General features: G+C 64.2%; 22 protein-coding genes. 16 read left to right on the top strand and 6 right to left on the bottom strand.

Annotated elements, in window-relative coordinates:
• Positions 1–215: 215 nt before the first annotated feature.
• Entirely contained in the window at positions 216–1439 is a 1224-nt protein-coding gene (locus VNH11_24005; protein ID HVA49452.1) for a M20/M25/M40 family metallo-hydrolase, read from the bottom strand.
• 536 nt (positions 1440–1975) lie between these two features.
• Here VNH11_24005 and VNH11_24000 point away from each other — a divergent pair.
• The 3 genes from VNH11_24000 to VNH11_23990 all read left to right on the top strand — a co-directional run bounded on the left by VNH11_24000 (position 1976) and on the right by VNH11_23990 (position 4687).
• Entirely contained in the window at positions 1976–2956 is a 981-nt protein-coding gene (locus VNH11_24000) for a hypothetical protein (GenBank protein ID HVA49451.1), read from the top strand.
• 295 nt (positions 2957–3251) lie between these two features.
• Entirely contained in the window at positions 3252–3836 is a 585-nt protein-coding gene (gene msrA / locus VNH11_23995) for a peptide-methionine (S)-S-oxide reductase MsrA (GenBank protein ID HVA49450.1), read from the top strand.
• A 464-nt stretch (positions 3837–4300) separates the two neighbouring features.
• Positions 4301–4687 (top strand): DUF1501 domain-containing protein, encoded by a 387-nt coding sequence (locus tag VNH11_23990; protein HVA49449.1) that lies wholly within the window; start codon positions 4301–4303, stop codon positions 4685–4687.
• A 121-nt stretch (positions 4688–4808) separates the two neighbouring features.
• On the opposite strand, the gene VNH11_23985 is transcribed toward VNH11_23990, so the two are convergent.
• From VNH11_23985 to VNH11_23975, 3 genes are all read right to left on the bottom strand, one after another.
• A complete protein-coding gene (locus VNH11_23985; GenBank protein ID HVA49448.1) occupies positions 4809–5423 on the bottom strand; it encodes a hypothetical protein in 615 nt (204 codons plus the stop codon).
• A 505-nt stretch (positions 5424–5928) separates the two neighbouring features.
• Positions 5929–6246, bottom strand: a complete 318-nt coding sequence (locus VNH11_23980) for a hypothetical protein (GenBank protein ID HVA49447.1) — start codon at positions 6244–6246, stop codon at positions 5929–5931.
• Positions 6247–6272: 26 nt separating this feature from the next.
• On the bottom strand, positions 6273–7823 hold the full coding sequence (locus tag VNH11_23975; protein HVA49446.1) for a hypothetical protein: 1551 nt from the start codon (positions 7821–7823) through the stop codon (positions 6273–6275).
• A 186-nt stretch (positions 7824–8009) separates the two neighbouring features.
• Between VNH11_23975 and VNH11_23970 the strand changes: the two genes are divergently transcribed.
• Positions 8010–8867, top strand: a complete 858-nt coding sequence (locus tag VNH11_23970) for a sugar phosphate isomerase/epimerase (protein HVA49445.1) — start codon at positions 8010–8012, stop codon at positions 8865–8867.
• A gap of 1 nt (position 8868) precedes the next feature.
• Entirely contained in the window at positions 8869–9651 is a 783-nt protein-coding gene (gene trpC / locus VNH11_23965; protein HVA49444.1) for an indole-3-glycerol phosphate synthase TrpC, read from the top strand.
• 172 nt (positions 9652–9823) lie between these two features.
• Here trpC and VNH11_23960 read toward each other — a convergent pair whose 3' ends face one another.
• Positions 9824–10993: a metallophosphoesterase gene (locus tag VNH11_23960; GenBank protein ID HVA49443.1), complete on the bottom strand. Its 1170-nt coding sequence runs from the start codon at positions 10991–10993 to the stop codon at positions 9824–9826.
• A 259-nt stretch (positions 10994–11252) separates the two neighbouring features.
• On the opposite strand from VNH11_23960, the gene VNH11_23955 reads away from it, so the two are divergent.
• Positions 11253–11471 carry a hypothetical protein gene (locus tag VNH11_23955; GenBank protein HVA49442.1) on the top strand — a complete coding sequence of 73 codons (219 nt, stop codon included), beginning with the start codon at positions 11253–11255 and terminating at the stop codon, positions 11469–11471.
• A gap of 39 nt (positions 11472–11510) precedes the next feature.
• Here VNH11_23955 and VNH11_23950 read toward each other — a convergent pair whose 3' ends face one another.
• Complete coding sequence (locus VNH11_23950; protein ID HVA49441.1) at positions 11511–13226, bottom strand: serine/threonine-protein kinase; 1716 nt, start codon at positions 13224–13226, stop codon at positions 11511–11513.
• A gap of 50 nt (positions 13227–13276) precedes the next feature.
• Here VNH11_23950 and VNH11_23945 point away from each other — a divergent pair, with 50 nt between their 5' ends.
• The 10 genes from VNH11_23945 to VNH11_23900 all read left to right on the top strand — a co-directional run bounded on the left by VNH11_23945 (position 13277) and on the right by VNH11_23900 (position 23465).
• Positions 13277–14728 (top strand): arylsulfatase, encoded by a 1452-nt coding sequence (locus VNH11_23945; GenBank protein ID HVA49440.1) that lies wholly within the window; start codon positions 13277–13279, stop codon positions 14726–14728.
• Positions 14729–14948: 220 nt separating this feature from the next.
• Complete coding sequence (locus VNH11_23940; protein HVA49439.1) at positions 14949–15542, top strand: AAA family ATPase; 594 nt, start codon at positions 14949–14951, stop codon at positions 15540–15542.
• Positions 15539–15736: a hypothetical protein gene (locus VNH11_23935; protein ID HVA49438.1), complete on the top strand. Its 198-nt coding sequence runs from the start codon at positions 15539–15541 to the stop codon at positions 15734–15736. The genes VNH11_23940 and VNH11_23935 overlap by 4 nt, the downstream gene beginning before the upstream one ends.
• A 246-nt stretch (positions 15737–15982) precedes the next feature.
• The gene (locus tag VNH11_23930) at positions 15983–16624 is read left to right on the top strand and encodes a hypothetical protein (protein HVA49437.1); all 642 of its coding nucleotides are present in this window, start codon (positions 15983–15985) and stop codon (positions 16622–16624) included.
• A complete protein-coding gene (locus tag VNH11_23925; protein HVA49436.1) occupies positions 16611–16949 on the top strand; it encodes a transcriptional regulator in 339 nt (112 codons plus the stop codon). The genes VNH11_23930 and VNH11_23925 overlap by 14 nt, the downstream gene beginning before the upstream one ends.
• A 90-nt stretch (positions 16950–17039) precedes the next feature.
• On the top strand, positions 17040–17249 hold the full coding sequence (locus VNH11_23920; protein HVA49435.1) for a hypothetical protein: 210 nt from the start codon (positions 17040–17042) through the stop codon (positions 17247–17249).
• A 103-nt stretch (positions 17250–17352) separates the two neighbouring features.
• The gene (locus VNH11_23915) at positions 17353–18189 is read left to right on the top strand and encodes a phosphatidylinositol-specific phospholipase C/glycerophosphodiester phosphodiesterase family protein (protein HVA49434.1); all 837 of its coding nucleotides are present in this window, start codon (positions 17353–17355) and stop codon (positions 18187–18189) included.
• A gap of 2 nt (positions 18190–18191) precedes the next feature.
• Positions 18192–19133 (top strand): inositol oxygenase family protein, encoded by a 942-nt coding sequence (locus tag VNH11_23910; GenBank protein ID HVA49433.1) that lies wholly within the window; start codon positions 18192–18194, stop codon positions 19131–19133.
• Between the two features lie 171 nt (positions 19134–19304).
• Positions 19305–20018, top strand: a complete 714-nt coding sequence (locus VNH11_23905) for an ABC transporter ATP-binding protein (GenBank protein ID HVA49432.1) — start codon at positions 19305–19307, stop codon at positions 20016–20018.
• Positions 20019–23465, top strand: a complete 3447-nt coding sequence (locus tag VNH11_23900; GenBank protein HVA49431.1) for a hypothetical protein — start codon at positions 20019–20021, stop codon at positions 23463–23465.
• Positions 23466–23558 lie beyond the last annotated feature (93 nt).

Here is a 23558-nt window from a genome sequence, read left to right as displayed (position 1 = left end):
CGCCAAAGGCAAGCGCGGTAGAAAAAGCGTTTTGTAACGGTGGCTGGGGCAGAGTCAAAGGGTTCAGCGTTCAGGCGCAACCCGCAACGGCCGATGTCCGCCGCACCTTGCGTTGGGTCGGCGCGAGTTGGTTTCACATTAGGGTCTTCCTGAACCCTGAATCCTAAACACTCGTGGGCCGGCGCTCGCACGCTCGCTGGTCCCACCCTACAGCCTCAATCCGCGGCCGTGGCCAGGCGCAGGGCGATGCGGCAGGCCCGCTCGAAGGCCGCGATATCGAGCTGCTCGGCGGTGGTGTGGACGCTCTGCTGGCCGCAGCCCAGCGTGACCGTGGGAATGCCGCGGGCCGTGAGCCAGTTGGCATCGAGTCCGCCGTTGGTGATCGCCCGCAGCGGCTCGGCGCCGGTTGCCCGCACGGCCGCCTCGGCCGCCAGCACGCACGGTTCGCGGTCGGCAAGGCGGAAGGAGTCGTAGTCGAGCTGGCTTTCCATGCGTACTTTCCCGCCGGCACCGGCGACGTTTTTGACCGCGGCGGCGGCCCGTTGGAAGGCGTCTTCGAACGCGGTCAGAATCTGCTTGCGGAACGTACCGTCGTGGCTGCGACATTCGGCACGCAGCTTGACGTGGTCGGTGACGACGTTCGTCGCGGCGCCGCCCTGGATGACGCCGATATTGCTCGTGCCGTGCCGGCCGTCTTTGCGGATATCGCCCAGCCAACCTTTGCGCTCCAGTTCGGCGATGGCCAGGCCGGCGATGGTAATGGCATTGACGCCCTGTTCCGGAGCGCCGCCCGCGTGGCTGGCGAGGCCCTCGACTTCGAACGTCATGCGAAAAGCGCCGGTGGCCCCGATGGTGAGCTTTTCCGCCGGACCGCCGTCCCAGTTGAAAGCCAACCGCGGCTTGCCCAACTTCGACAGCCGCGCCAGCCGCGCCCCGTGCAGGCCCACCTCTTCTTGCACCGGCCAGAGGAAGGTCAAGGGCGGATGGGGCAGCTTTCGTCGCAGGATTTCCAGGGCCGCCGTGAGGATGACGGCGCAACCGGCACGGTCGTCGGCGCCCAGGCCGGTGTGCGGATCGGCCGAGACGACGCGTTCGCCTTTACGGACCGGTTTGCAGCCCACGCACAGAGGCACGGTGTCGAGATGCGCCATCAGCAGCCGCCGCGGGCCGCGGAGCGTGCCGCCGAGCGAGAAGTACAAATTGCCGACTTCGCCGCGCAGTGGCGACTTGCGGTGGGCGTCGTCGAACTGAATGGCCTTGGCCGTGGCACCCCCTTCTCGCAGTCGCTCGGTCACGAAGTCGGCCACCGCGCGTTCCTGACCGCTGGTGCCGCGGAGGGCCATCAGCCGCATCACCAGGCGGAACGCGGCGCCGAGATCGGGTTCGGGCGACGCAGCGCCGCCGCCCCGCGGCATCTTTTGTTTGGTTACTGGGGTCATGAAGTGTCGGCTGGCAGTGTGGAATAAAAGGAGTGGTTGGCACCAACGCATGGAGCTGAGGCGGCCTTGGCCCTTTTCGCGGTGGCGTTTTCATCGTATCGTCGCGGTCCTGCTTTGGCGAATCACCCAGCATATCAGGGCAGAGCCTCACCCGCGGCCAGCGGCATCGCCAAGGAATGAACGTCTGGACGCTCGTCAAACTGCTCCGCGCGCGGCGCTGTTGCTTGCCCGTCGCAGTGCGGGAGGCTGCGGCGTCGGCCAGCGGTGAGCGACCTAAACGCTTGAACCGGTTCGTGTTGCATGGCAAGTCGCTCAAGTGACCTTTCGTTGCCAGTGACGCAAAAGGCTTGGGTTTTGCATTCCGTCACAGGGTGGCCGGTGCTGCACGGGCGGCACGCGCAACGAACCGCGGTTTTCTGCCGACTTACGACAAAACGAACGGACGTTTCGGCTTGCCCCGCGATGCGGCTTGTGGCAGAATCGCCCCAATCGGGGGCCGAGCGAATCGTTCGTCATTGAACAGGGAGGTTCTTGCCGTGATGCGTTCCACTCTTTATGTCCTGTCGCCGCGCACGCTCGTCGTGGGCATCGCCTGCATGTTCTTCGCCGTCACGGCGGCGGCCTACGAGCCGTTGGTGCCCGGCACGGGCGAAAAAATCTCCAACGCGGGCGACGACTTCGAAGACCCGAACTGGAGCTACGTCTTCAATAACCCCAAAAACAGTTCCGAGCTCGACGGCCAATCGCGCTTGCCCAACGGCTATTCGCGCAACCGCCGCTGGTTCGAAGGGCCGTTGCGGGGCCACCCCGACCTGCTTCAGCGCGTGGCCACGCCCGAAGGCGGGTTGTCGGGCAGCCGCGGCTCGCTCTTGATGCGGTCGCTTTACACGGGCACGCCCGACCGGCCCAGTTACCACAGCCAGCAGGACGATTTCGTCGCCAACGTGCGCGGCGCGATGGGCCGCGGCGTGCCGGTCTCGTGGCTGCCCAGCTTCGTGGTGCGGGTCTATATGCCGCCCTTTGACGAATGGGAGCGGCGGACGGGCAACACCTTCGCAGTGCGGGCCGGGGCGCACGGCTCGCGGCCCGACGGCAAGGAACCGGTCGAAGAGTATTGGCCCGGAATGTGGATCGTGTTTAACAGCAAGAGCGACCGCCGGCACAAAGCAGACTCGGCGTTCTTCTTGCTGCGGGCCGGACCGAGCGGCCGCGACCTGCGGGGACCCGACATCAAGCAGACCGGCTGGTGGACGATGGGCATGTCGTGTACGACCGACGGCCAGTTTCACTATTACGCCAAGCCGGGCATCGAAGACCTGACCTCGGCCGACCGCGTCAGCTCGCAGTTTCCCTACGGCTTCACCTGCCACCAGTTCGACACGTTTTTCTTTGACCTGATCAGCGCCGACGACGGCCGTACCTGGTCGACGGGCTGGATCATCGACGATCCGGCATTTTACGTGGCCCGGCGTCCCAAGATGGCCGTGCGACCTCCGGCCCGGCCGCGAAAACGTTAGCGGCCCGCACTTGGCTGCCCAAGCGGCTACCCGGTCCGGCAAGACGGGGAGGGCTTTGGCATTCTGCCCGCTTCCGCCTAAAATAGGTTGGGGCCGTGGGGCATCCCGCGCGTGAAACCAATTTTGGGAGGTAACCATGTCTGATGCGCGACGAAACGCGGTGACCCTGGCATGCTCGGCGTTGATGGCTCTGGGCGCGGCCCTCCCAGCGCTGGTTGCCGCGCCACGGGCAAACAAGCCGCCCGCGAAATCGAAAGCGGCCGCGGACCCAACCGAAACAGCAAAGGAGAGCGATATGAACGAACCATCGACTTCCACCGACGAGCGCTCGCCAGGACTCGAGAAGGCGACCTTCGGCGCCGGTTGCTTTTGGTGCAGCGAGGCCGTTTTTCAGCAGCTCAAAGGGGTGCGGTCGGTCGTATCGGGCTACAGCGGCGGCATCTTCCCGCATCCCACCTATCAACAAGTTTGCAGCGGGCAAACGGGCCACGCCGAGGTGATCCAGATCGCCTACGACCCCGAAGTGATTTCCTATCCGGAGCTACTGGAAGTGTTCTGGCAGACGCACGATCCGACGACGCTCAACCGTCAAGGGGCCGACGAGGGCACGCAGTATCGCTCCGTGATTCTCTACCATAACCCGCGGCAGCAAGAGCTGGCCGAGCATTACAAAAAGAAGCTCCAAGAGGAGCACGCCTTCCGCAAACCGATCGTGACCGAAATCACGAAGTTTTCCGAGTTCTACCCGGCCGAGGACTATCACCAGAACTATTACAACCTTCACCGCGAGCAGGGGTATTGCAGCGCCGTCATCCGGCCGAAGGTCGTCAAGGTGAAGAAGGTGTTTCACGAAAAGCTGAAGGAGCCGGCGAAGAAGTAGCGCCGAGATCATGGCCGATCGAACGACCTCGCGTTGCCAGTGACGCGAAAGGCTGAGTGTGTTGCTTTTGCCCTCTCTCTCGCGAGTGGCTGTCGGTCGTCGGCAAGCCGCGTGCCAAAGAATTCTGGAAAGAATTATTGCGGCATCGGTCGCCGGTTCGCGTCTATACAAAGAGTAGGAACACTGATCTTCGGCTTGTCCGGAACGGATCTCGGAAACCCTCACGCCAAGGTTGCGCCGAGGGTTGGAATTTCACGGCCGGCCCGGGAAATTCTTACACCAGCCCGGCCGGGCCGCACGCCTTCGACACGCTCACCGCCGTCACGGGCGGCTGGCAGCTTGTGACGCACCAGGGAGTGACCCTCGACTTCAACAGTTCCGGCGACCTCACTAGCCGCGTCGACCGGACCGGCGAAACCACAAGCTATAACTGGACGAACGGCTAGCCGAGGTTATCTGGAGTTGTGGATTTTCCGGTCTTCGATCGATGCGTCAGCGCGCTCGTGGAAGACCTGCATCTGCGGGGTCTGGCGGACGACTGCGCCGTCGTCGTGTGGGGGGAATTCGGCCGGACGCCGAAGATCAGATCCATCGTGGGCCGCGACCATTGGCCGCAGGTGAACTGCGCGCTATTGGCCGGCGGCGCGATGCGGCACGGGCAGGTGATCGGCGCCACCGACCGCATCGCCGGGGAAACCGTCGCGCGGCCGGTGACGTTCGGCGAAGTCTACGCCACGCTGTTCAAGCATCTCGGCATCGATGTCGGCCAGACGACGATCGCCGACCTCAACGGCCGCCCGCAATACCTGATGGAAGACAACGCCCAGCCCGTGGTGGAGTTGGTCTCGTAGGCAGTCGCGGTGGTGCGATTCGAGGTAGTGGGTCAGGCTAATCGACAGGATTTTCGTCAAGCGACCGGTATGGCGGAAGCGCCCGAAAAAAGGGCGGCACAGCGGCTGCGGCGCCCAGTGGTCACGGGCTGTGTTTGTCGAGGTAATCCTCGATAAACCTGTCCCATTCCGTTCGGTCGAGTAGCCACCTTTGGAAGCCGACATCATTCGGTGGCGTAACGGACGAAGGCGCGTCGCGATGCTGCAATATTTCAGCAACGGTCTCCGCATCACGTCGCTTCTCATCGCTCATCAAGGAGTTAAAGCGGGCCATGAGCCGATCGGAACGTTCTTCCTGGGCCGCAAGTTCTTTTTGGATGGCCTCGCGCTTTTCTTCCTGGGCCGCAAGTTCTTTTTGGTGCCGCGTGTATTCATCGATGTTTTCAAACTCGGCGATTTGGGCTATGTCATCGATTGCGACCCAAACCGTTCGGCCCTTGTGCCAATTATCCGGGTGACAATCGTCCGCGCCTTTTCCTACCAGGAAAGAGTGCTGGCCAAGCCGCTTGACCGAGGCGTCTTCTAGCACCGCTCCTATTTCGACATTGCTTTTCGATGAGATGACCAAGATTTGACCCTTGAACGGCGATTGCGGAGTTTGATTGTCGCCCTCTTGCTCTGCGTCGCTCCGCGTCGCCGCCAGCACGCATCCGAGGAGGATCATCGCCATAAAGCCCAGAAAAGTCGTCTTTCTCACGGTTACCCTCCAGTGTTAGTACGGTCGAAGCGTGATATTAGCAACGCTCGCAAGCTGAAGTGAAACCACCGGCTCGTGAGATCACTTGCATCTCCAAGTCCAGCCCTGATTGTCGTCGAACTTTCGGGAACGGTCAATTTTCTGTCGCCGACGGTTCGTTTGGCCTAGCGCGGTACCTTCTGCCGCCAGCTTATCGCGCGCACGAATTGCTGTCAAAACCGTCAGTCCAGGTCCAGCACCAGACGGAGTAGGAAAAAGGCGCCGCCGGCGAGCACGACGGTGGCCGGAAGTGTCGACGCCCAGGCCCCGGGCGATCTTCTTGATGGAATCAAGCTGCACTACCGAGCGGTTCGCCAGCATGGTGCCGGCCACCGCCGAGGAGAGGACGTGCGTCGTGCTCACCGGGAAGCCCAAGCCGTCCGCCAAACCGATCGTGCTCGTGGCCGAAAACAACCACACCCAGGTCGGCGCATACTCGATCGGGCTGACCTGCTCGCCTTGCCAGCTACAGATGGACGGCAATCCAGCGTTCCTGTTCGCCCGGTTCGGGTTTCGCGGGGGATTCCGCCCAGGGAATCGCCCGGCCCGCGGCGCGGTATCGCGACAGGGCGGATTTGAACGCGGCAACCATCGCGGCCAGCGCCTCGCGCTGGGTTTTGCCTCGAACCACGATTTCGGGCAGATTCGAGCAGCGCGCCGTGATCCACCCTTCGGCGTCGGGCGTCGACAAGCAAGCATGGCAATTAAAGACCGGCACGCTCCCGGCCGCGGAGCTTTGGCCAACACTTTGCACGGGCGGTTCGCGGGCGTCGTCACTCATCATGGCATTGGATGGTTCGGCATCGGGACCTACGGCCGTTGGCCAGCGCTGGACGCCGACGGTCGAACGGTCGTGGCCCGACCTTGGGCCCAGAGCCGCAAGTTTTTCAGCCGCTGCTCTCCGCGGATATAGTAATTGTCGTCGAGGCCGTCGAGATGCTTCTGGAAGGCGCTACGCTTTTTTGCCTGCCAATCGGACGCCGGACGGAGGCGCCCCAGTTCCACCAACTTGTCGGCCAGAGCATCGGCGATCCGTTGGTGTCCCTTGAAACCGGGGTGAACGTGATCGACCAATAGCTCGCTGCCCACAATGCCGTGAGGACTGCTCTGCTCGAAGAGCTTTTCGACGTCGACCAGCGGCGTGCCCGTTTCGCGCGCCACGTCGAGAATGGCCTGGTTCATCGGCTGCGGGATGCGCAGCGGGCAGACGTCGAGTTCCTTCGCCCGCAGGTATGCCTCGCGGGCTTCCGCCATTCGGCCCACGCCACGATAGCACTCGGCCAGCGTATACCAACCGCCCGCGTGCAGCGGGTCGATTCTGCAGGCCCGCTCCAAGGGCGGGATGGCCTTTTGCAAGTGGTAACTCTCGCGGCGAAAATGCCCTCGCGCCGCTTCGAGCAACGATTCCCACTGCGCGAGATCCTCGGCGCCGAGGTCGGGCCGATGCTCGGCTTTGAACGGCGGCACGTCGCGAATGTTCGAGACGGGGTTCATGAGAATGACCTCGACGCCCGCGTCGCGGGCAAGCTGCACCATGCGCCGCAGATTGAAACGGAATTGACGGATCACGTTGCGGCGCCAGGCTTCGTCGCGGTGATACTCTTCCAGCCCACCGCGATAATCCAGCAGGGCTTCCACTTCGACCGGCAAGAGTGGGCGTCCTTCGGGCGGAACGCTCGGCGAGGCGTCGCCCAAACGGACGACGCCGTCGCGCATCAGGTTGAATGCGCGCAGCCGGGAAACCGCGGCGATCGATGCGTTCACAAGTTCACCCCGGTCTCGGATGTGGTCGAACGTGCGGCTTTCAAGAAACTCGTTATGGCCCGTGCATAGGACGATCAGGTCGGGCTTGTAGCCCAGCACTTCCTGCAAGATCGGCGTCAGCCGATAGCTGGCGTAGGAGACGCCGCCGCAGTTGACGACGTTCCAGCGGCGGCGAGAATCGGCGGCCCGAAGGCTGATTTCCAACCAGGTGGAAAAGGCCGTTTCAACCGCGTAGGGCCGGCCTTGTACGGTCGAGCCGCCCAGACAGAAGACGCGGTACTCGTCGTCCGCCTTCTCCGCCGAGAATGACTGCGGCCGGAAGTAAACCCGCCGGGCCTTGGAAATCTCATATCGGCTGCGGTCTTCGTTCAACACGAACAACGGCCTGATGGAGCGGAAACCGACGAAGGGGTCGTCGCGCAGCTCCGGCCGGCCCCAATCGCAGAGCCGGCAAACGCCTTCGAAGCCGGCCAACAGCGAGAGTCCGAAGGCCATCGCCGTCAGCCGAAACAGCCATCGCCGCCGACGTGCGTTCGGCTGCCCCCGCTTCGCTGCTTCCCGGTTGCTTGGCATGCTCACGTTAAGCGAATTGGACATAGGGCCAGCATCTCGCGCCGGTTGGCTGAATGCAAGCGTGTTGACTCGGCCCGGCCGCGGCGTACCCCGAGGCTGGCGACCACAGGGGCTTCCAGACGGTCCAGGCGGTGGACGACTCTCGCTGGGATCCGATTCCGGCTACAATGGTCGAACCCCGAAACCCTGAACCTTCCCAAGGAACCCGCCATGAAATTCGGCATGAACATGCTGCTCTGGACCGACACCATCACCGATGCCCATAAGCCGATTATGGAGCGGCTCAAGAAGATGGGCTACGACGGCGTCGAGTTTCCCATCTTCGATCACGACACCAAGAAATATGCCGCCCTGGGCCGCTGGTTCGACGGGGTCGGCCTTGAACGAACGGTCGTCACCTGCCGGCTGAACGACGACAATCCCATCAGCCCCGACGCCAAGGTTCGGGCACTGGGCGTCGAGAACAATAAGCGGATTCTCGATTGCGCCCAGGCGGTCGGGGCGAAGCTCATGGCCGGGCCGTTTCACTCGGCGCTGGGGGGTTTCACCGGCGCCTGCCCCGCGCCCGACGAGTGGAAGTGGGGCGTCGATAGCATGCGGCAGGTGGCCGAGCACGCCGGCCAGTGCGGCGTGACGCTGGCGGTCGAATACCTGAACCGCTTCGAGTGCTACCTGCTGAACACGGCCGCCGACACGGCCCGTTTCGTTCGCGACGTGGGCCATCCCAACTGCCGCATGATGTACGACACCTTCCACGCCAACATCGAGGAGAAGGACATCGCCCAGGCCATCCGTTGCTGCTCGGAATACACCGTCCACGTACACTTATCGGAGAACGACCGCGGCACGCCGGGCCAAGGGCACGTTCAGTGGGAGTTGACGTTCGATACCTTGAAGCAGACGGGCTACGACGGCTGGTTCGTCATCGAAGCCTTTGGCCTGGCCTTGCCGGCCTTGGCCGCGGCCACCAAGATTTGGCGGCGGATGTTCGAGAGCGAGGACCAGCTTGCCCGTGACGGCCTGGCCTTTATCAAGGGCCAATGGGCCAAGCGTCAGAAGGCGAGCTGAAGTGTCTACCATTCTCGAAACGATCGTCGCCACCAAACGCGGCGAAATCGAAGAAGCCAAACGTCGCCGGCCGGAACGGGCGCTCGTCAAGGAACTCGAGTCGGCGCCGCCGGTGCGGAACTTTTTTGCTCCGCTGGCCGCGCCCGGACCGATCAAGCTGATCGCCGAGGTCAAGAAGGCCAGTCCCTCGAAGGGCGTGATCCGCGCCGACTTCGACCCGGTCGCCATCGCCGCCATCTACGCCGGCCACGGCGCCTCGTGCTTGAGCGTGCTGACCGATGAAAAGTATTTTCAAGGCAGCCTCGCCGACCTCCGCCTCGTCCGTTCGGCGGTCGAGTTGCCCGTGCTGCGCAAGGATTTCATTCTCGACCGGTATCAGGTGCTCGAGGCCCGCGCGGCCGGGGCCGACGCCGTGCTGCTGATCGCGGAATGCCTCGACGACTGCCGGCTTCGGGCGCTGCACGACGAAATCGTGGCCCTGGGCATGAGTCCGCTGGTCGAATTGTATGAGCCTGACAACCTGCGGCGGGTGTTCGACGCCGGGGCCACGCTGATCGGAATCAACAATCGCGACCTGCGGACTTTCGAGACCGACTTGGACCACACGCTTCGGCTGCGCGAGCGCGTGCCTGACGAGTGCGTGCTGGTCGCCGAAAGCGGCATCCGCACCCGCGCCGACGTGTTGCGGCTCGAGCAAGCGCGCGTCGACGGCATGCTCGTGGGCGAGACGCTGATGGCCAGCCCCGACATCGGCCAAGCGGTGGACGCGTTGCTGGGAACGTAGTTCAGGGTTCGGGGTTCAGGGTTGGGGGTTCAGGGTTCGGGGTTCAGGCGCAACCCCGCAGCGGCCAATGTCCGCGGCACCTTGCGCGAGTTGGTTCTAGGGCCTTCCTGAACCCTGAACCCCGAACCCTGAACCCTCGCGGGCCGGCGCTCGCAAGCTCGCTGGTCCCACCCTACGCCGACCGCCGCTGCCCCAGCCAAGGATTCGGCTCGAAGACCTGCAGATAACGGCCGGCCGCGTTGGGCCGCAAAATACGCACGGCGCCTCCGAACTCGATCACCTGCAACTCTCCCGCCCGCACGCGCACCTGGGCGCTCGTCAGGCCCTTCATAACTACCCCCACCGGCGCCTTCAACTCGGCGTCGTACTCCACCAGCATCCCACGCTCGGTCACGAAGACGCTGCGGCCCAGCGTCAACGAAGCCTTGCGGCCGGGAAAGGGCGGCGGCGCGTAGTGGACTTCGCCGTTGCCCGCCCGGTGCCGCGACAACACCTTCAGCGAGCCGCGCCCGTAATCGTAGCGCAGGTTGGCCACCAGCCGGCCCGTGCGATGGTCGACGGTCGAGATTTCATAGCCTCGCGCGTCGTAATCGACCAGCCGGCTGTGGCGGGCGCCGTCGCGCGACACGTCGCCGATCACGCCCGTGTGAATGAAGGTGCAGTTGCCGACGCGCGAGAACGAGTCGGGATAGTCTTGCCCCAGGTGATTGTGGGCCGAGAACCAAAGCTTGATTTGTGGATTGCCGCGCACGATCTCGATGAACCGCTCGGGCCGATCGGTGTGGTTCATCCAGGCGTTGGGACACATCAGATGGACGCTTTGCAACACGCGCAGGCCGGAACCGATGACCGGAGCGTGCGAAAAAACAAACGTCGGCCGCGGACGGTTGTCGGCCAAGGTGGCGGCAAACCAGGCAAGCTGTTCGTCGTCGATATAGACTTCGTGGCAGCAGCCGCGGTTGGCGCGGAACCGGGTGGTCGACAGGCAGATGCCCAGCGCTTCGCCCAGGTCGATCGTGCGGTGGGGGTGCGTGGCGCCGAAGGCATGGCACCAGGCGGCCACCGCCTCGCTGTCGGAAGCGTATTCCGGCCCCTCCATGTCGTGATTGCCCATTAAGGTGCCGAAAGGACGGTCGAAACCTTGCAGAAAGCCGAGTCCCTCCAGGAACGACTGCCAAGTGCCACAGTGGCTGTAGCCGCCCTGGTCGCCCAACTGAATCACGACGTCGGGCTTGAGGGCCAACATCTGCTCGCGGGCAGCGCGATAATCGCCGTCTTGCGGCGTCTCGTAATGTAAATCGCCCAGCACCGCCAGCCGGCGGCGTGTGTGCGCCTTTGCCACCTCGGATCTCCAACGGGTATTCATTTGCCCTTAGCTTTGCGGACGTAAGGTTAAAGGCCGTCGCTTCGCATACTGGGCGAGCAACATGATTTTCGCACAAGCGGCGGCGGCATGAAAGCTCAATGCGGGCGATTGGCGCACAAAATGCGGTTGAGTTCACGCAGCCGGCTGGCGAACGGCGGGGCGGCGCCAGCCGGTGTTTTTCACGTAGCTTTTGATGGGAGATGGAGTTATGCCTCGCAGGAACGGAGCGGCCCGGATGGCAACCGAAGCCGGCTCGCGAATGGCTCAGGGAGCGGGCGACTATTGGCACCAGGGCCGGCAAGCTCTACGTGCTTTCGACGACCGCGTGGAAGCGACCGTGCGAGAGCGGCCCATGACGGCCGTTTTTGCCGCCCTGGGGGCGGGCATCGTGATCGGCATTCTCCTGCCCCGCCTCGTTTCCGCAAGCTTCCTGGCCCCTCAGGACGAAGCGTGACGGCCTAGGAAGGCCAGCCTCCGCGACCGCCGGCTGCCGTCACGGCGCCGCCGCACGGCGGGCCTCGATCCGCACCGCCTCGACGTCGTGCTCGATCGTCACTTCGTCGCCCGGCGCCAGGTCGCGCGGGCTGGCGAAGTCGCCGTTGAGCGTCACCGTACACTCCGCGTCGAAAGGAAACTCCAACTCCTTGCCTTCCGCCGAAATCACCATCCGCCGTTCGTCGAGATTCAACTGCTTCAGCGTCCCCGTCAGCGAGACCCGCCGGTAGCCGTCGACCGCCACGGCGTCGCGCCGCTCGCCGTGCATGAAATACCTCACGGCCATCCGATCGCCCGGCTGGAACGTGTCGAGGCCGACCGCTTGGCCCGCAAATTCCCGCTCGCCGTTCATCCGCGGTTTGACTTCTTCGGGCACGTGGATGATGCGCGGTTCCTTGCGCTTTCCATCCGGCGTCACATCGAGCGTCAAAGTTCCGTTCTTCGCGTCGGCCGCATGAAACGATCCTTCGAGCACCTCGGGCCGCACCACGTCGATCGCCTCGGCCGTCAACTGGTGCGTCTGGTCTTTGGCCAGCGTGACGCGCACCTCATCGCCGCGCTCGAGCTCGCGCAACAACAAGAACCGATCGCCGTTCAATTGAATCTTGCAGTCCGGGGGAATGGAAATCTCCAGCGGCCGGCGATCTTGCGGCAGCACGAACACCATCTTCCGTTCGTCGAGCATCAAGTCGCGAATGTGTCCGCTGCGCACGTCCGCCGCCGCGGCCGCATCGGGCTTCGCTTCGGGCTGGCCGCCGCCCGAAGGCCAGAATGCCAGACCGAGGCTCAAGACGGCGCTGGCGGCGAAGGCGCCGATGGCCAGCCGCCGCTTGCGCTTGGCCTGCGCGGCCGCCGCTTCGGCCTCCACGTCGGCGGCCGTCGGGCCCGGTGTGAAGGGCCGTTCTTTCAGCTCTTCCAACACCTCCGCGGCCGTGTGATAGCGGCCCGCTTGGTCTTTCACGATCAGGCGTTCAATCACCGCGGCGATTGCGTCGGGCACGCCTTCCAGCACCTTTTGGACCGGAGGCAGCCGTCGGTCGGCGGCCGAGTGCCACATCATCCAGGCCACCGCCTTGTCACGCCCGAAACTGTTCAAGCCGGGAAACAACGATTCGAAGTGCGCCCCGCACAGCAGTTCGTAGCAGGTAAAGCCGAGCGAATAGAGGTCGCTCGGCGGACCGACCGGCCCGAACTGCTCCGACATCACTTCCGGCGCCATGTATTTGGGCGTGCCTTTGAGCAGGCTTCCTTCGCCGTTGCCTGCCCGACGCGCCAGCCCGAAATCGCCGAGCTTGAGGCGATTGTGCATGCTGATCAGCAGATTGCTGGGCTTGATGTCGCCGTGCAGCACGCCGTGCGTATGCAGGAAGTCCAGGGCGTGCAGGCTTTGCACCAGCGCCAGCTTGAGCGTCTCGATATCGACCGGGCGGCCTTGCAGCTCGCCGGGCAGGCTGCCTCGCATCAGCTCCAGAATCATCCAGCCGCGGGGGCGGACGATATCGTAGATGGTCATGATGTGCTGATGGTGCAGGTTGGCGAGAACCTGGGCTTCGTGCCAGTAGCGGTCGAGCTGCCGGGGGTCCTGCAGATATTGATGGTGGATTTGCTTGATGGCCACTTCGCGCGCCAACTCCAGGTCGCGCGCGTGGTAGACCGTGGCGAAGTCGCCCGCGCCGATCGTGGCCACGATTTGATAACGCTGTTCTGGTTCCATGTGCTTTCTACCAGTATGATAATCGCAGCCACGACTGTCACGAGGAAGCGATGAAAACAATCCTGTGTACGTTGCTCTCCGCGGCGTTGGCCTGCGGCCAGGCGGCGGCCGCCGACAAGCCGAACCTGATCTGGATCATGGCCGACGACCTGGGTTATGGCGAGCTCGGTTGCTATGGCCAGCGGGTGATCGAGACGCCGCGGCTCGACCGCATGGCCAAAGAGGGCCTGCGCTTTACGCAGTTCTACGCGGGGGCGACCGTCTGCGCCCCGTCGCGCAGCGTGCTCATGACCGGGCAGCACCACGGCCACACACGCGTGCGCGGCAACGCCGGCCCGGCCAATCGCGTGGCCCAGGCGCTGCGGGCCGGCGACACGACGGTCGCCAAGGTATTGCAGCAAGCCGGCTACCATACGGCCCTGATCGGCAAATGGGGGCTGGGCGACGTCGGACCGGCCGAGAGCGGCCTGCCGCGAAAGCAGGGCTTCGACGAGTTCTTCGGCTACCTCAATCAGCACCACGCGCACAACCACTTTCCCGACTATCTGTGGCGAAACGAAGAAAAGGTTCCGCTGCCGAACATCGTCACGCCCATCGGCGAGCCGGGCGGGGGCTATGCCACCGAAGCCGTCGAATATGCCGACGACCTGTTTGCCGACGCGGCCGCAAAATTCGTGGCCGACAACCAATCGCGGCCCTTCTTTTTGTACTGGTGCATGGTTGTTCCACACGCCAACAACGAACGCACGCGGGTGCTGAAGAACGGCGCCGAGGTGCCCGACTTCGGCCCCTACGCCGATCAGGACTGGCCCGAACCTGACAAGGGTCAGGCCGCCATGATCACGCGGCTCGACGGCTACGTCGGCCGACTGCTCGACACGCTTCGCGAGTTGGGACTGGCGGAAAACACGCTGGTGATTTTCACCAGCGACAACGGGCCGCACAACGAGAGCAACCATCACCTCGCCCGCTTCAACCCTGCCGGTCCTTTGCAGGGCATCAAGCGCAGCCTGCACGACGGCGGCATTCGCGTGCCGACGATTGCCTGGTGGCCAGGCCGTGTCGCGGCGGGCACCACATCCGATCACGTCGCCTATTTCGGCGATTGGATGGCGACCGCCGCCGCGTTGGCCGGCGCAAAGATGCCGGACAATTGCGACTCGATCAGCTTTGCGTCGACGCTCTTCGGCCGGCCCGCCGAGCAGCGGGAGCACGAGTTTCTTTACTGGGAGTTTCACGAGGGCGGTTTCAAGCAAGCGGCGATTTACCAGGGCCGCTGGAAGGGCATTCGCAGCGGCGGGCCGGATGCTCCCGTGGCGGTCTACGACTTGCAGACCGACATCGGCGAGAAGACGAACGTGGCCGCGGAGCATCCTGAGATTGCCGCCAAGATCGGCGCGTATCTGGCGACCGCTCGCAGCGACTCGCCCGACTGGAAACCGCGGTGGCAAGGTCCACAAAAAGCCAAAACGCAGACGGAGCCAACCGTGAGGCACGGATGAGGAACTGGAGCGATTCGCACTCGATCCCGAATTTGAGGGCCTTGATGATTAATCGTGCGGATCTTCAGTGAACTTGGCAGGGGCACTGCTCCGACTCCAAAAAGCAACGAACCAAGCGCGCGGCTATCGTGTCCTCACGGGCAAAGCCGGGTGTCTGACCGGCTTGGCTTGAGCGGCCGTAACCCGAAGCATTAATGTGCCACCAACCGCCGAGATGCCTGTGGCAAGCCAGTCGCCAAAAGTTGTTGTGCTCGCCGGCCCAAACGGCGCCGGCAAGTCCACCTCTGCGGCTCAGTTGTTGCTGGGCGCCCTCCATATCGACGAATTCGTTAATGCCGACACGATTGCCCAGGGCTTGTCAGCCTTCGCACAAGACCGAGTCGCCTTTCAAGCGGGCCGGATAATGCTTGGCCGGCTCAATGAATTGGCGGCGGCGCGTGCCGACTTCGGCTATGAAACGACCCTGGCGAGCCGTTCGTACGCGGTTTGGCTTCGACAGTTGCGGGAAACCGGCTACACGACCCATCTCCTCTTTTTGTGGCTGCCCAGCGCCGACCTGGCAGTCGCCCGTGTCGCCGATCGCGTCCGCCTTGGCGGTCACAATGTTCCTGAAGCCACCGTGCGCCGTCGCTACGCCGCCGGACTCAGGAATTTACGGGAACTGTATTTGCCGCTGGCGGATTCCTGGAAAATGATTGATAATACGAGTGTCGGGCAATCTCGCGTGATCGCCGCCGGGATTGCCGGCCAACCCGCGGAGGTTTACCTCGACGAAATCTGGAACGGGATTCTGAACATGAAGACGCAGCCATGAGTACCGCGCAAAACGAGCAACTCGCCCAGCTACGGGCCGAGGTTCTGGCCATCGAAGCGGCGATGCAAGAAGCCGTTCGCAACGCCTTGCTCGCTCACAAACGCGCCGGACTGCCGGTCGTTACCTGGCAAGATGGCCGCATTGTTTGGATTCCAGCGAAAGACATTCCCGTCACGGATTCGCCGGCCTCGTAGTTCCCGCCCTCGTCCGTTGCGCCACTGAAGGCAAATGCCGCCTGCCTGGCCCCTCGCCTCTCTTGCCGCCGGCGTCGAACGATTGTTCTACAGCGCCAAAGAGAAAGAAATCTACGATGCATGGCTCAAATTCCGCGACGGTGATCCGGGCAGGTGCCGCCTCGACTCTTGACACGGTGGGCCACATACTCTAAACTTTGGAGTTGTTGCAGTGTTAGAGCATTCACACTCCGAGGAAACCTTGTCATGAGCAGCAGCGATTTGGAACGGGTGCGGTCGGACCTGTCGACCATGCGGAACGCGTTGGGAATTGGTTTACTCTGGAGCGGGACCGACGTGTGGTTCTGCGCGGCGATCTCGGCGGCGGGAGGCTTGCACGCCGCGTTGAGCTGGCCAAACGCTCCCTGGGAAGTCACTTCGGCCTGGGCCGCGGCGCCGCTGGCTGCGACGCTCGGCGTCTACATGATTTACATCGCCTTGAAATCGCGCCGCTTGTCGCCGCGCGAGGAACCGCGCCGCCGTGAGTACCGCTCGACGCTCGTTGCCCTGGCGTGCCTTATTCCTGCCGCCGGGGTATATGGAAGGTGGGGCAAGTATGTCGGAATGACGAAAATGCAGCTCGTCGGCAGCGCGATGGCGCTAATGGGCATCGCGTTGCTCGTCGTGGGCGTCGCCCAACCGCCAGCACGGTATCCACGAAGTTATTTGATCGTTGGCGCCCTTCCGGCGATTGCGTTTGGGCTGGCCATTCCCATCGTTCAGGCACCGTACTACCACAGCCTGATTGGGCTGCTGGGCCTCGTGGGGCTCGGCTTAGCGGCGTTCGTCATGCATCGGCACGTGCGGCGATTGCAGTCGGCGGAAGGGGGCGAGCATGTCGGCGGTTGACTTCAACGGCCTCGACACGCTGGTTCACGGGCCGGTGCGGCTGGGCGTGATCACCGCGCTCTACGTCGAGGGCCCGCTCGACTTCACCACGCTCGTCAAGCGCTTCGAAGTGGCCGACGGCGCGATGGGCGTTCACCTGCGCAAGCTCGAAGACGCGGGTTACGTGGCTTGCCAACGGCAGTTTGTCGGCCGGCGTCCGAAAAGCACCTACCGCATCACCGCCGCCGGACGCCGCGCCTTGCGCCAATATCTCGCGACGATGCAGCAAATCATCGATCTGGCCCAGCGCGACGAGCGGCCCCCGACCTCCCATGCCGGGAAATAATCTCGTCCGGCTCCAAAAAAGCAGCGAACCAAGCGCGCGGCTATAGTGTCCTCACGGGCAAAGCGGGGTGCCTGGCCGGAGCGCGTTGCCATGCTCGGCTCGCGGGATTTGCGCCTGGTCGCCTCGGATGCGGAGGGCGAGGTCCGCGCCGTCGAGCTGCCAGGGCATCCGTTCTTTGTCGGCACACTCTATGTGCCACAGGCGCGATCGGCCCCCGAAGCACCACATCCCTTGGTGGACGCGTTCCTGCTGGCGGCGTCCCGCGGCTGCTGGGCAAAGGGCGGATTTCCCATAGAATAACCGCAACGGCCCATCGGCTGGTGTGGTTGCCGGCCGAGGGCGTCCGGAAGCCCGTTTTTCAGCGGCTTCACTGAAGTAGCCTGTTTTCAAGCGGTCAACGAGAATGATGTCCCAAGGCCGTCCCCGGTCGATTTGTGCGTTGTGCGGCTTCATGCTCGCTGTGGCGGCACACGTCTGCGCCGCCGGGCCGCCACTTTTGAACGCGCACGCCCATAACGATTACCTCCACGAGCGGCCCTTGCTCGATGCGATCGATCATGGCTTTACGAGCGTCGAGGCCGACGTTTATCTGATCGACGGGGAGTTGCTCGTCGCGCATACTCGGCCGGAGTTGGACCCGGAACGAACGTTGCGGCGGCTTTACCTCGATCCGCTGCGCCAAAAAGTCCGCCAGGGCCGAGGCCGCGTCTGGCCCGGCGGTCCCACGTTGACTTTGCTCGTCGATGTCAAAGCCGATGGCAAGGCGAGCTATCAGGCGCTGGCCAAGTTGCTGGCCGAATACGACGACATGATTTCCGTGGTCCGCGACGGCCGGTTGGAAACGAAGGCGGTGACCGTCATCGTGTCGGGCGATCGTGCCCGTGAGACCATCGCCGCCGATGAGCCGCGGCATGTCGGCATCGACGGCCGGCTGAGCGATCTCGATTCCTCTGCCCCCAGCAATTTGTTACCCTTGATCAGCGACAATTGGACGCTGCACTTTCGCTGGCGCGGTGAAGGGCCGATGCCGGCAGCGGAGCGAGCCAAGCTACTTGATATCGTGCATCGCGCACATGACCGCGGCCGCCGCGTGCGGTTCTGGGCCACGCCCGACAACCCGGCCCTGTGGCGGGAGTTGATCGCCGCGAAGATTGACCTGATCAATACCGACGATCTGGCGGGGCTGGAGCGATTTCTGCGCGACTCGAAGCTCAATGACCAAACCGAGGCGAAGGAGTAACCATGGCCGATCTTGAGCGGCACAACGTCACCGGTCCGCTGGGCGGTCTTGACGAATGGGAAGACGACCTGCGACGGCGATATCCGTCACCGGCCGAAGTGCTCGAAGCAGACAAGAGCAGCATGCCGCGAGCGTTTCGCGATTACCGCGCCGAAACGCGGCCGCAGGTCAAAGAGTTCTACCGCCTGCACCATCGCCATCAAACGGTCGATTTTGTGCGGGCCAAGCGAGACGAATACCTTTCGGGCTTGCCCGGCTGTTCGCCGGCCGGCGGCGAAACGGCAGCCACAGACCGCGGGCCGCGACGGCAAATGGGCATCTGGGAAGCGCTGGAGTTTCTCAATACCCTCGTCGACGACAGCGATCCCGACACGTCGTTGGCCCAGATCGAACACTGTTTGCAAACGGCCGAAGCCATACGCGACGACGGCCGGCCGCGTTGGTTCATCCTCACCGGGCTGATCCACGACCTGGGCAAAATCCTGTGCCTGTTCGGCGAACCGCAATGGGCGGTTGTCGGCGACACCTTTCCCGTCGGCTGCGCCTGGTCCGACGCGATCGTGTTTCAGGAGTTTCTGGCTGAGAACGCCGATGCCGGCGTGCCCGACTATCAAACGCGCTGCGGCATTTACGCCGCCGGCTGCGGGCTCGACAACGTGCTCATGACGTGGGGGCACGATGAGTATCTCTACCACGTGGTGCGCGATTATCTGCCGCGCGAGGCGTTGTACATGATCCGCTATCATTCGTTTTATCCGGGTCATCGCGAGGGCGCCTACGCCCACCTGATGAACGACGCCGACCGCCAGTATTTTCCCTGGGTGAAGGCGTTCAGTCCTTACGATCTTTATACGAAGAGCGCCGAGCGGCCGGACGTGGCGGCGCTGCGGCCCTACTATGAAGATCTGGTGGCGGAGTTTTTCCCGCCGACGCTGGTTTGGTAGCCGCCAGTAGCCCGCTTGCTCCGCAAGCAGAAGGGCGCGGCCGACCATGACGATTGACGAAGGGAAGATCCTCGTCCGGTCCAGGCCGTTCCGCTTGCGGAGCAAGCGGGCTACGTAGCTCCGCAAGCGGAACGCTGTTCCCTTCCGTGTGCGCCACCGTACAATGCTTCGATGGCCGCGTTGCTTGAGTTGGAGCGGGTGTGGGCGGGCTACGGACAGGCCGAGGTGCTCAAGAACGTGTCGCTCGAAGTCGGCGAAGGCGAGATGGTGGCGATGATCGGCGCAAACGGAGCGGGCAAAACGACGATGCTCTTGTGCATCTCCGGCTGTTTGCCGGCCGACCGCGGTGAAATCCGTTTCCGCGGCCGGTCGACGCGGGGCTTGCCGCCCCACGAAGTCGTGCGCCTGGGTCTGAGCCACGCGCCGGAAGGGCGGCGCATCTTTTCGCGGCTGACCGTGGCCGAGAACTTGCAGTTGGGAGCCTACACCCGCCGCGACCGCGCGGCGATCGAGCGCGATGTGAAGTCGGTCTACGAGCTGTTTCCGATTCTGGCCGAACGCCGGCAGCAGGCGGGTGGCACGCTGTCGGGCGGCGAGCAACAGATGCTGGCCTTGGCGCGGGCCTGGATGTCGCGGCCGCGGCTGCTGCTGCTCGACGAGCCGTCGTTGGGCCTGGCACCGCTGGTCGTGGCCAAAGTGTTCGAGGCGCTGGCCAGTTGGCACCGGACGGGCATGTCCATGTTGCTGGTCGAGCAGAACGCCCGCCAGGCGCTGGCCCTGGCCGAGCGGGCCTACGTTTTGGAGCAGGGAACGGTCACGCTGGCCGGACCGGCGGCCCAATTGGCGTCGGATCCGCGCGTGCAGCAAGCTTACCTGGGAGCGTGAATGGCCGGCGAGCTTGATCTGCCGTTGTCGGTCTCCGAATTGGAGCGGGCGATCGCCGAGATCGAACCGGCCGCGCTCTTGGCCCCTCCGCGCATCTTGCGGCGCGTGATCAAGCAAGACCGCCAGATCGGCGGCATCGGACTCAAAGTGCCGCATCGCAAACTGTACCTGATCGAGGCCGAGCGGTTGCTGGAAATCGTCGATCGCGACGAGCTTGGGCTGCCGTCGCACGCGCCGCTCAGCGGCCGCGTCATCCTGCTGGCCCGCCCCGACGCCGAGTATCTTTCCACGCTGACCACGGGCGAAGCGTTGGTGAAGTATTGGCGGCTGCTGTTTCATGCCCGCGTACACCAGCAGCTCGACCGCAAGCGCGCCGACGGCCAGCTCGATGCGCCGGCCGTGCGCAATCGCATCTCGCGGATCGGCGTGGCGGAGTTCGAGGAGATCCGGGTTGTGCTGCGGCAAGAGGATCTGTTGCTGCCGCCAGTCGACGATGTGAGCACCTACATCGAGTTCGCGGCGGTGTTTCTGGAGCTGCGTTACTTCGCGGCGTCGCTGGTGCGGCGGTATTTTCCGGGCTTGCACGACCTGGACCGGGTCAGCGAAGTGCTCGAAATCGACGTCGATGCGGCCGATCTCTGGTCGCGAACGCGGCCCGCCGGCGCGCCGGCACCGGTGCAGATTGCCGACGAGATCGACCACGAGTTCGCCGAGGAAACGGAAGAGGCCGAGTTGGCCATCGTGGAAGCCAGGCCGTCGGACGGGATCTATCGCCGCCTGAACCGGCGGGCCGATCGCGCCGCTGCTCTGGGCAACGCGGTGCGGGCGGCCATCTTGCGTACGCGGGCCGCCCGCCATGTGCGGCCCAGCCTGGCCAACCGGGCCCGCGCCGCCGCCCGCGAAGACCTGCAACGGCTGACCGATCGCATCCGCGTGGCACTGCAACTGAGCGATAAAGAGACGTGGCGCTGGTCGCAGTCGATGACGGCCCTGTTGGGCCGGTCGGTCCACGGCTTTTGGACGCGCGAGGGGCGCACGCTCTACGACCTGCAAAAAGTGTGCGTCGACTTCGAGCGCGAAGTCTACACGGTCAACCTGGTGGAATGGACGATGGCGCGGGGCAAGGCGCCGCTCAAACGGCACTTGCCCGGCCAGCGCGAGGTGCTGATGTCGAAGCACCTCCGCGTGGCGCTGCGGCGCGCGGCCAAAGCGCGCGTCGACGACGCCGAGCGGCGGCGGTTGACGCAGTTGCTGCGGTCGGCGGTGGAGCATGCCGAGCGGCGGCTGCGCGAGCGCTTCCGGCCGGCGATCGCGTCGTCGCTGGAAGAAGTCGGGCTGCGGCCGGCGAATGTGCCCGAACGCGTGGCCAGCAAGAAGCTGATCGAAGAATTGCTCGACCAGGTCGTGGAGCGCGACTTTTTGACCATGAGCGATCTGCGCGACGGCATCTCGCGCAACAATCTGAAGTTGCCCGACCTGGAAAGCGGCCGGCAGTTTTTTTCGGGCGACCAATTGCTCGAGGCCGACCGCCGCCTGGCCGCGGCGCTGGACGGCGTTTATCACCGCGGCGAGGTCTATTTGCGGCTGCCGCAACGGCTCAGCTCGCTGGCCTTCGGCACGGCCCTGGGCCGCGTGCTGGTGCGCTACTTGGCGATTCCCTACGGAGGCGCGTATCTGCTGCTGGAAGGCATCAAACACCTGGTCCTGCTGATTGCCGGCGGTTTCCGGGCCTCCGCCGACCATGCCTCCGAGGTCGCGGCGGAGGTTGCCGACAAAGTGGAACTGGTGCCCAAGGGCGTCATGTCGCTGGCGGTGATGACGGTGGGCTCGGTCTTGCTCGGCCTGATCTACGTCGAGGCCTTCCGCCGAGGTTGCCGACAGGCGTGGCGACTTGTCTACCGCTGCGCGCGATGGCTGGCGGTCGATCTGCCGAATTGGTTGCTCGCCGTGCCGCTGATCCGCAGCATTCTGCAAAGCCCGGTCTATCGCTTCGCGGGCCGTTATCTGATTAAGCCGCTGGTTTTCACGCTGCTCATTCTGGCAGCGTTCCGCTCGCTGTCGCGCGACGGCGACGCCGCGGTGAAAAACGGCGCGTTGATCTTCTTCGTGGTCAACCTGCTGCTCAATTCGCGCGTGGGACGCAACGCCGAGGAGCTGATCACCGATTGGTTGGTTCACAACTGGGACCGTTTTCGCCTGCGCGTGCTGGGCGCGCTGGTGCAGATGGTGATGGACTTCTTCGGTCGCGTGCTCGACACCATCGACCGTTTTCTGTATTCGGTCGACGAGTGGCTGCGGTTTCGCAGCGGGCAGCGGCGGGCGGCCGTCGTCACCAAGTCGGTCCTGGGCGTGATGTGGTTCTTCGTGACTTACGTGGTGCGGTTCTGCATTACGCTGTTGATCGAGCCGCAGATCAATCCGGTCAAGCACTTTCCGGTGGTTACCGTCTCGCACAAGATTCTGCTGTCGCTGGCGCCGGTCTTTTCGTCGCCGGTGATCGGCGCCCTGGAACGGTTCGTAAATCCCGGCGCGGCCAAAACGATTTTTGGGACCGCCATCTTTGCTTTGCCCGGAGTCGTCGGCTTCCTGGTTTGGGAGCTGAAGGAGAACTGGCGGCTCTACAAGGCCAACCGGTCGAAGGAGCTGCAACCGTCGGCGGTCGGCCATCACGGCGAGACGCTGGTCCGTCTGCTCCGCCCCGGCTTTCACTCCGGCACCGTTCCCAAGCTTTACGCTCGGCTGCGCCGCGCCGACCGCAAAGCGCTTTGGACGGGCAACTGGAAGAAGTCTCGCAAGTATCGCGAGGCGCTCGGCTCGGTCGAGCGCACCGTGCGCAGATTCATCGACCGCGAATTTGTCGAGCTGTTGGCCGAGAGCCGCCGCTTTCAGCCGCTGCGCGCGAAGCTGGGTCAGATCGAGCTGTCGGTGAACAGCGTCCGCATCGAGCTCGAGTGCCCGGAAATTGCCGACGATTCGTTGCGTCTCGCGCTGAGCGAACAGGCTGGTTGGCTGACGGCGCGGATCATCGAGCCTGGCTGGACGGCGCGGCTTTCCGACGCTCCCCGGCAGGCGCTGGCCGACGCGCTGACCGGACTTTACAAGATCTGCGGCGTGGAACTGGTCTACGAGCAGGTGGCCGCCAATCTCGATCCGCAGCAGTCGTTCGAAGTCACCGAGCGCGGCTTGACCGTCTGGAGCGGCACGGGCAGGCCTTTGCAATCATTCGACTTGCGCGAGGAACGTTCGTTGCGCGAGGGCCCGTCGGCGTTGCCCGTGATTCGGCCCGGCCCGTTCGATCGCGAGGCGCTGGTCTTTGCGAGTTGGCCGGTGCCCTGGGATTTGTGGTCCGAGGTCTGGGACCGCGACCAGGTCGGCGGGCGCTACACGCCGCGGTTGGTGGTGGGCGCCCATCTTTTGCCCGAATCGCTGGAGCGAGCGGTGTCGTAGGCCCCGCCTAGCCGCAAAACAGGTTGACAAAAGGATTTGAGTGTTGGTAGCATGGGGCGTGTTGAGGCTTGTCGTCGTTCAAGGCCGCCGGAC

Source organism: Pirellulales bacterium, assembly GCA_035533075.1.
GTDB lineage: Bacteria > Planctomycetota > Planctomycetia > Pirellulales > JAICIG01 > DASSFG01.
Note: the sequence above shows the minus strand (reverse complement) of the source record. Positions and strands in the feature narration are given on the sequence as shown.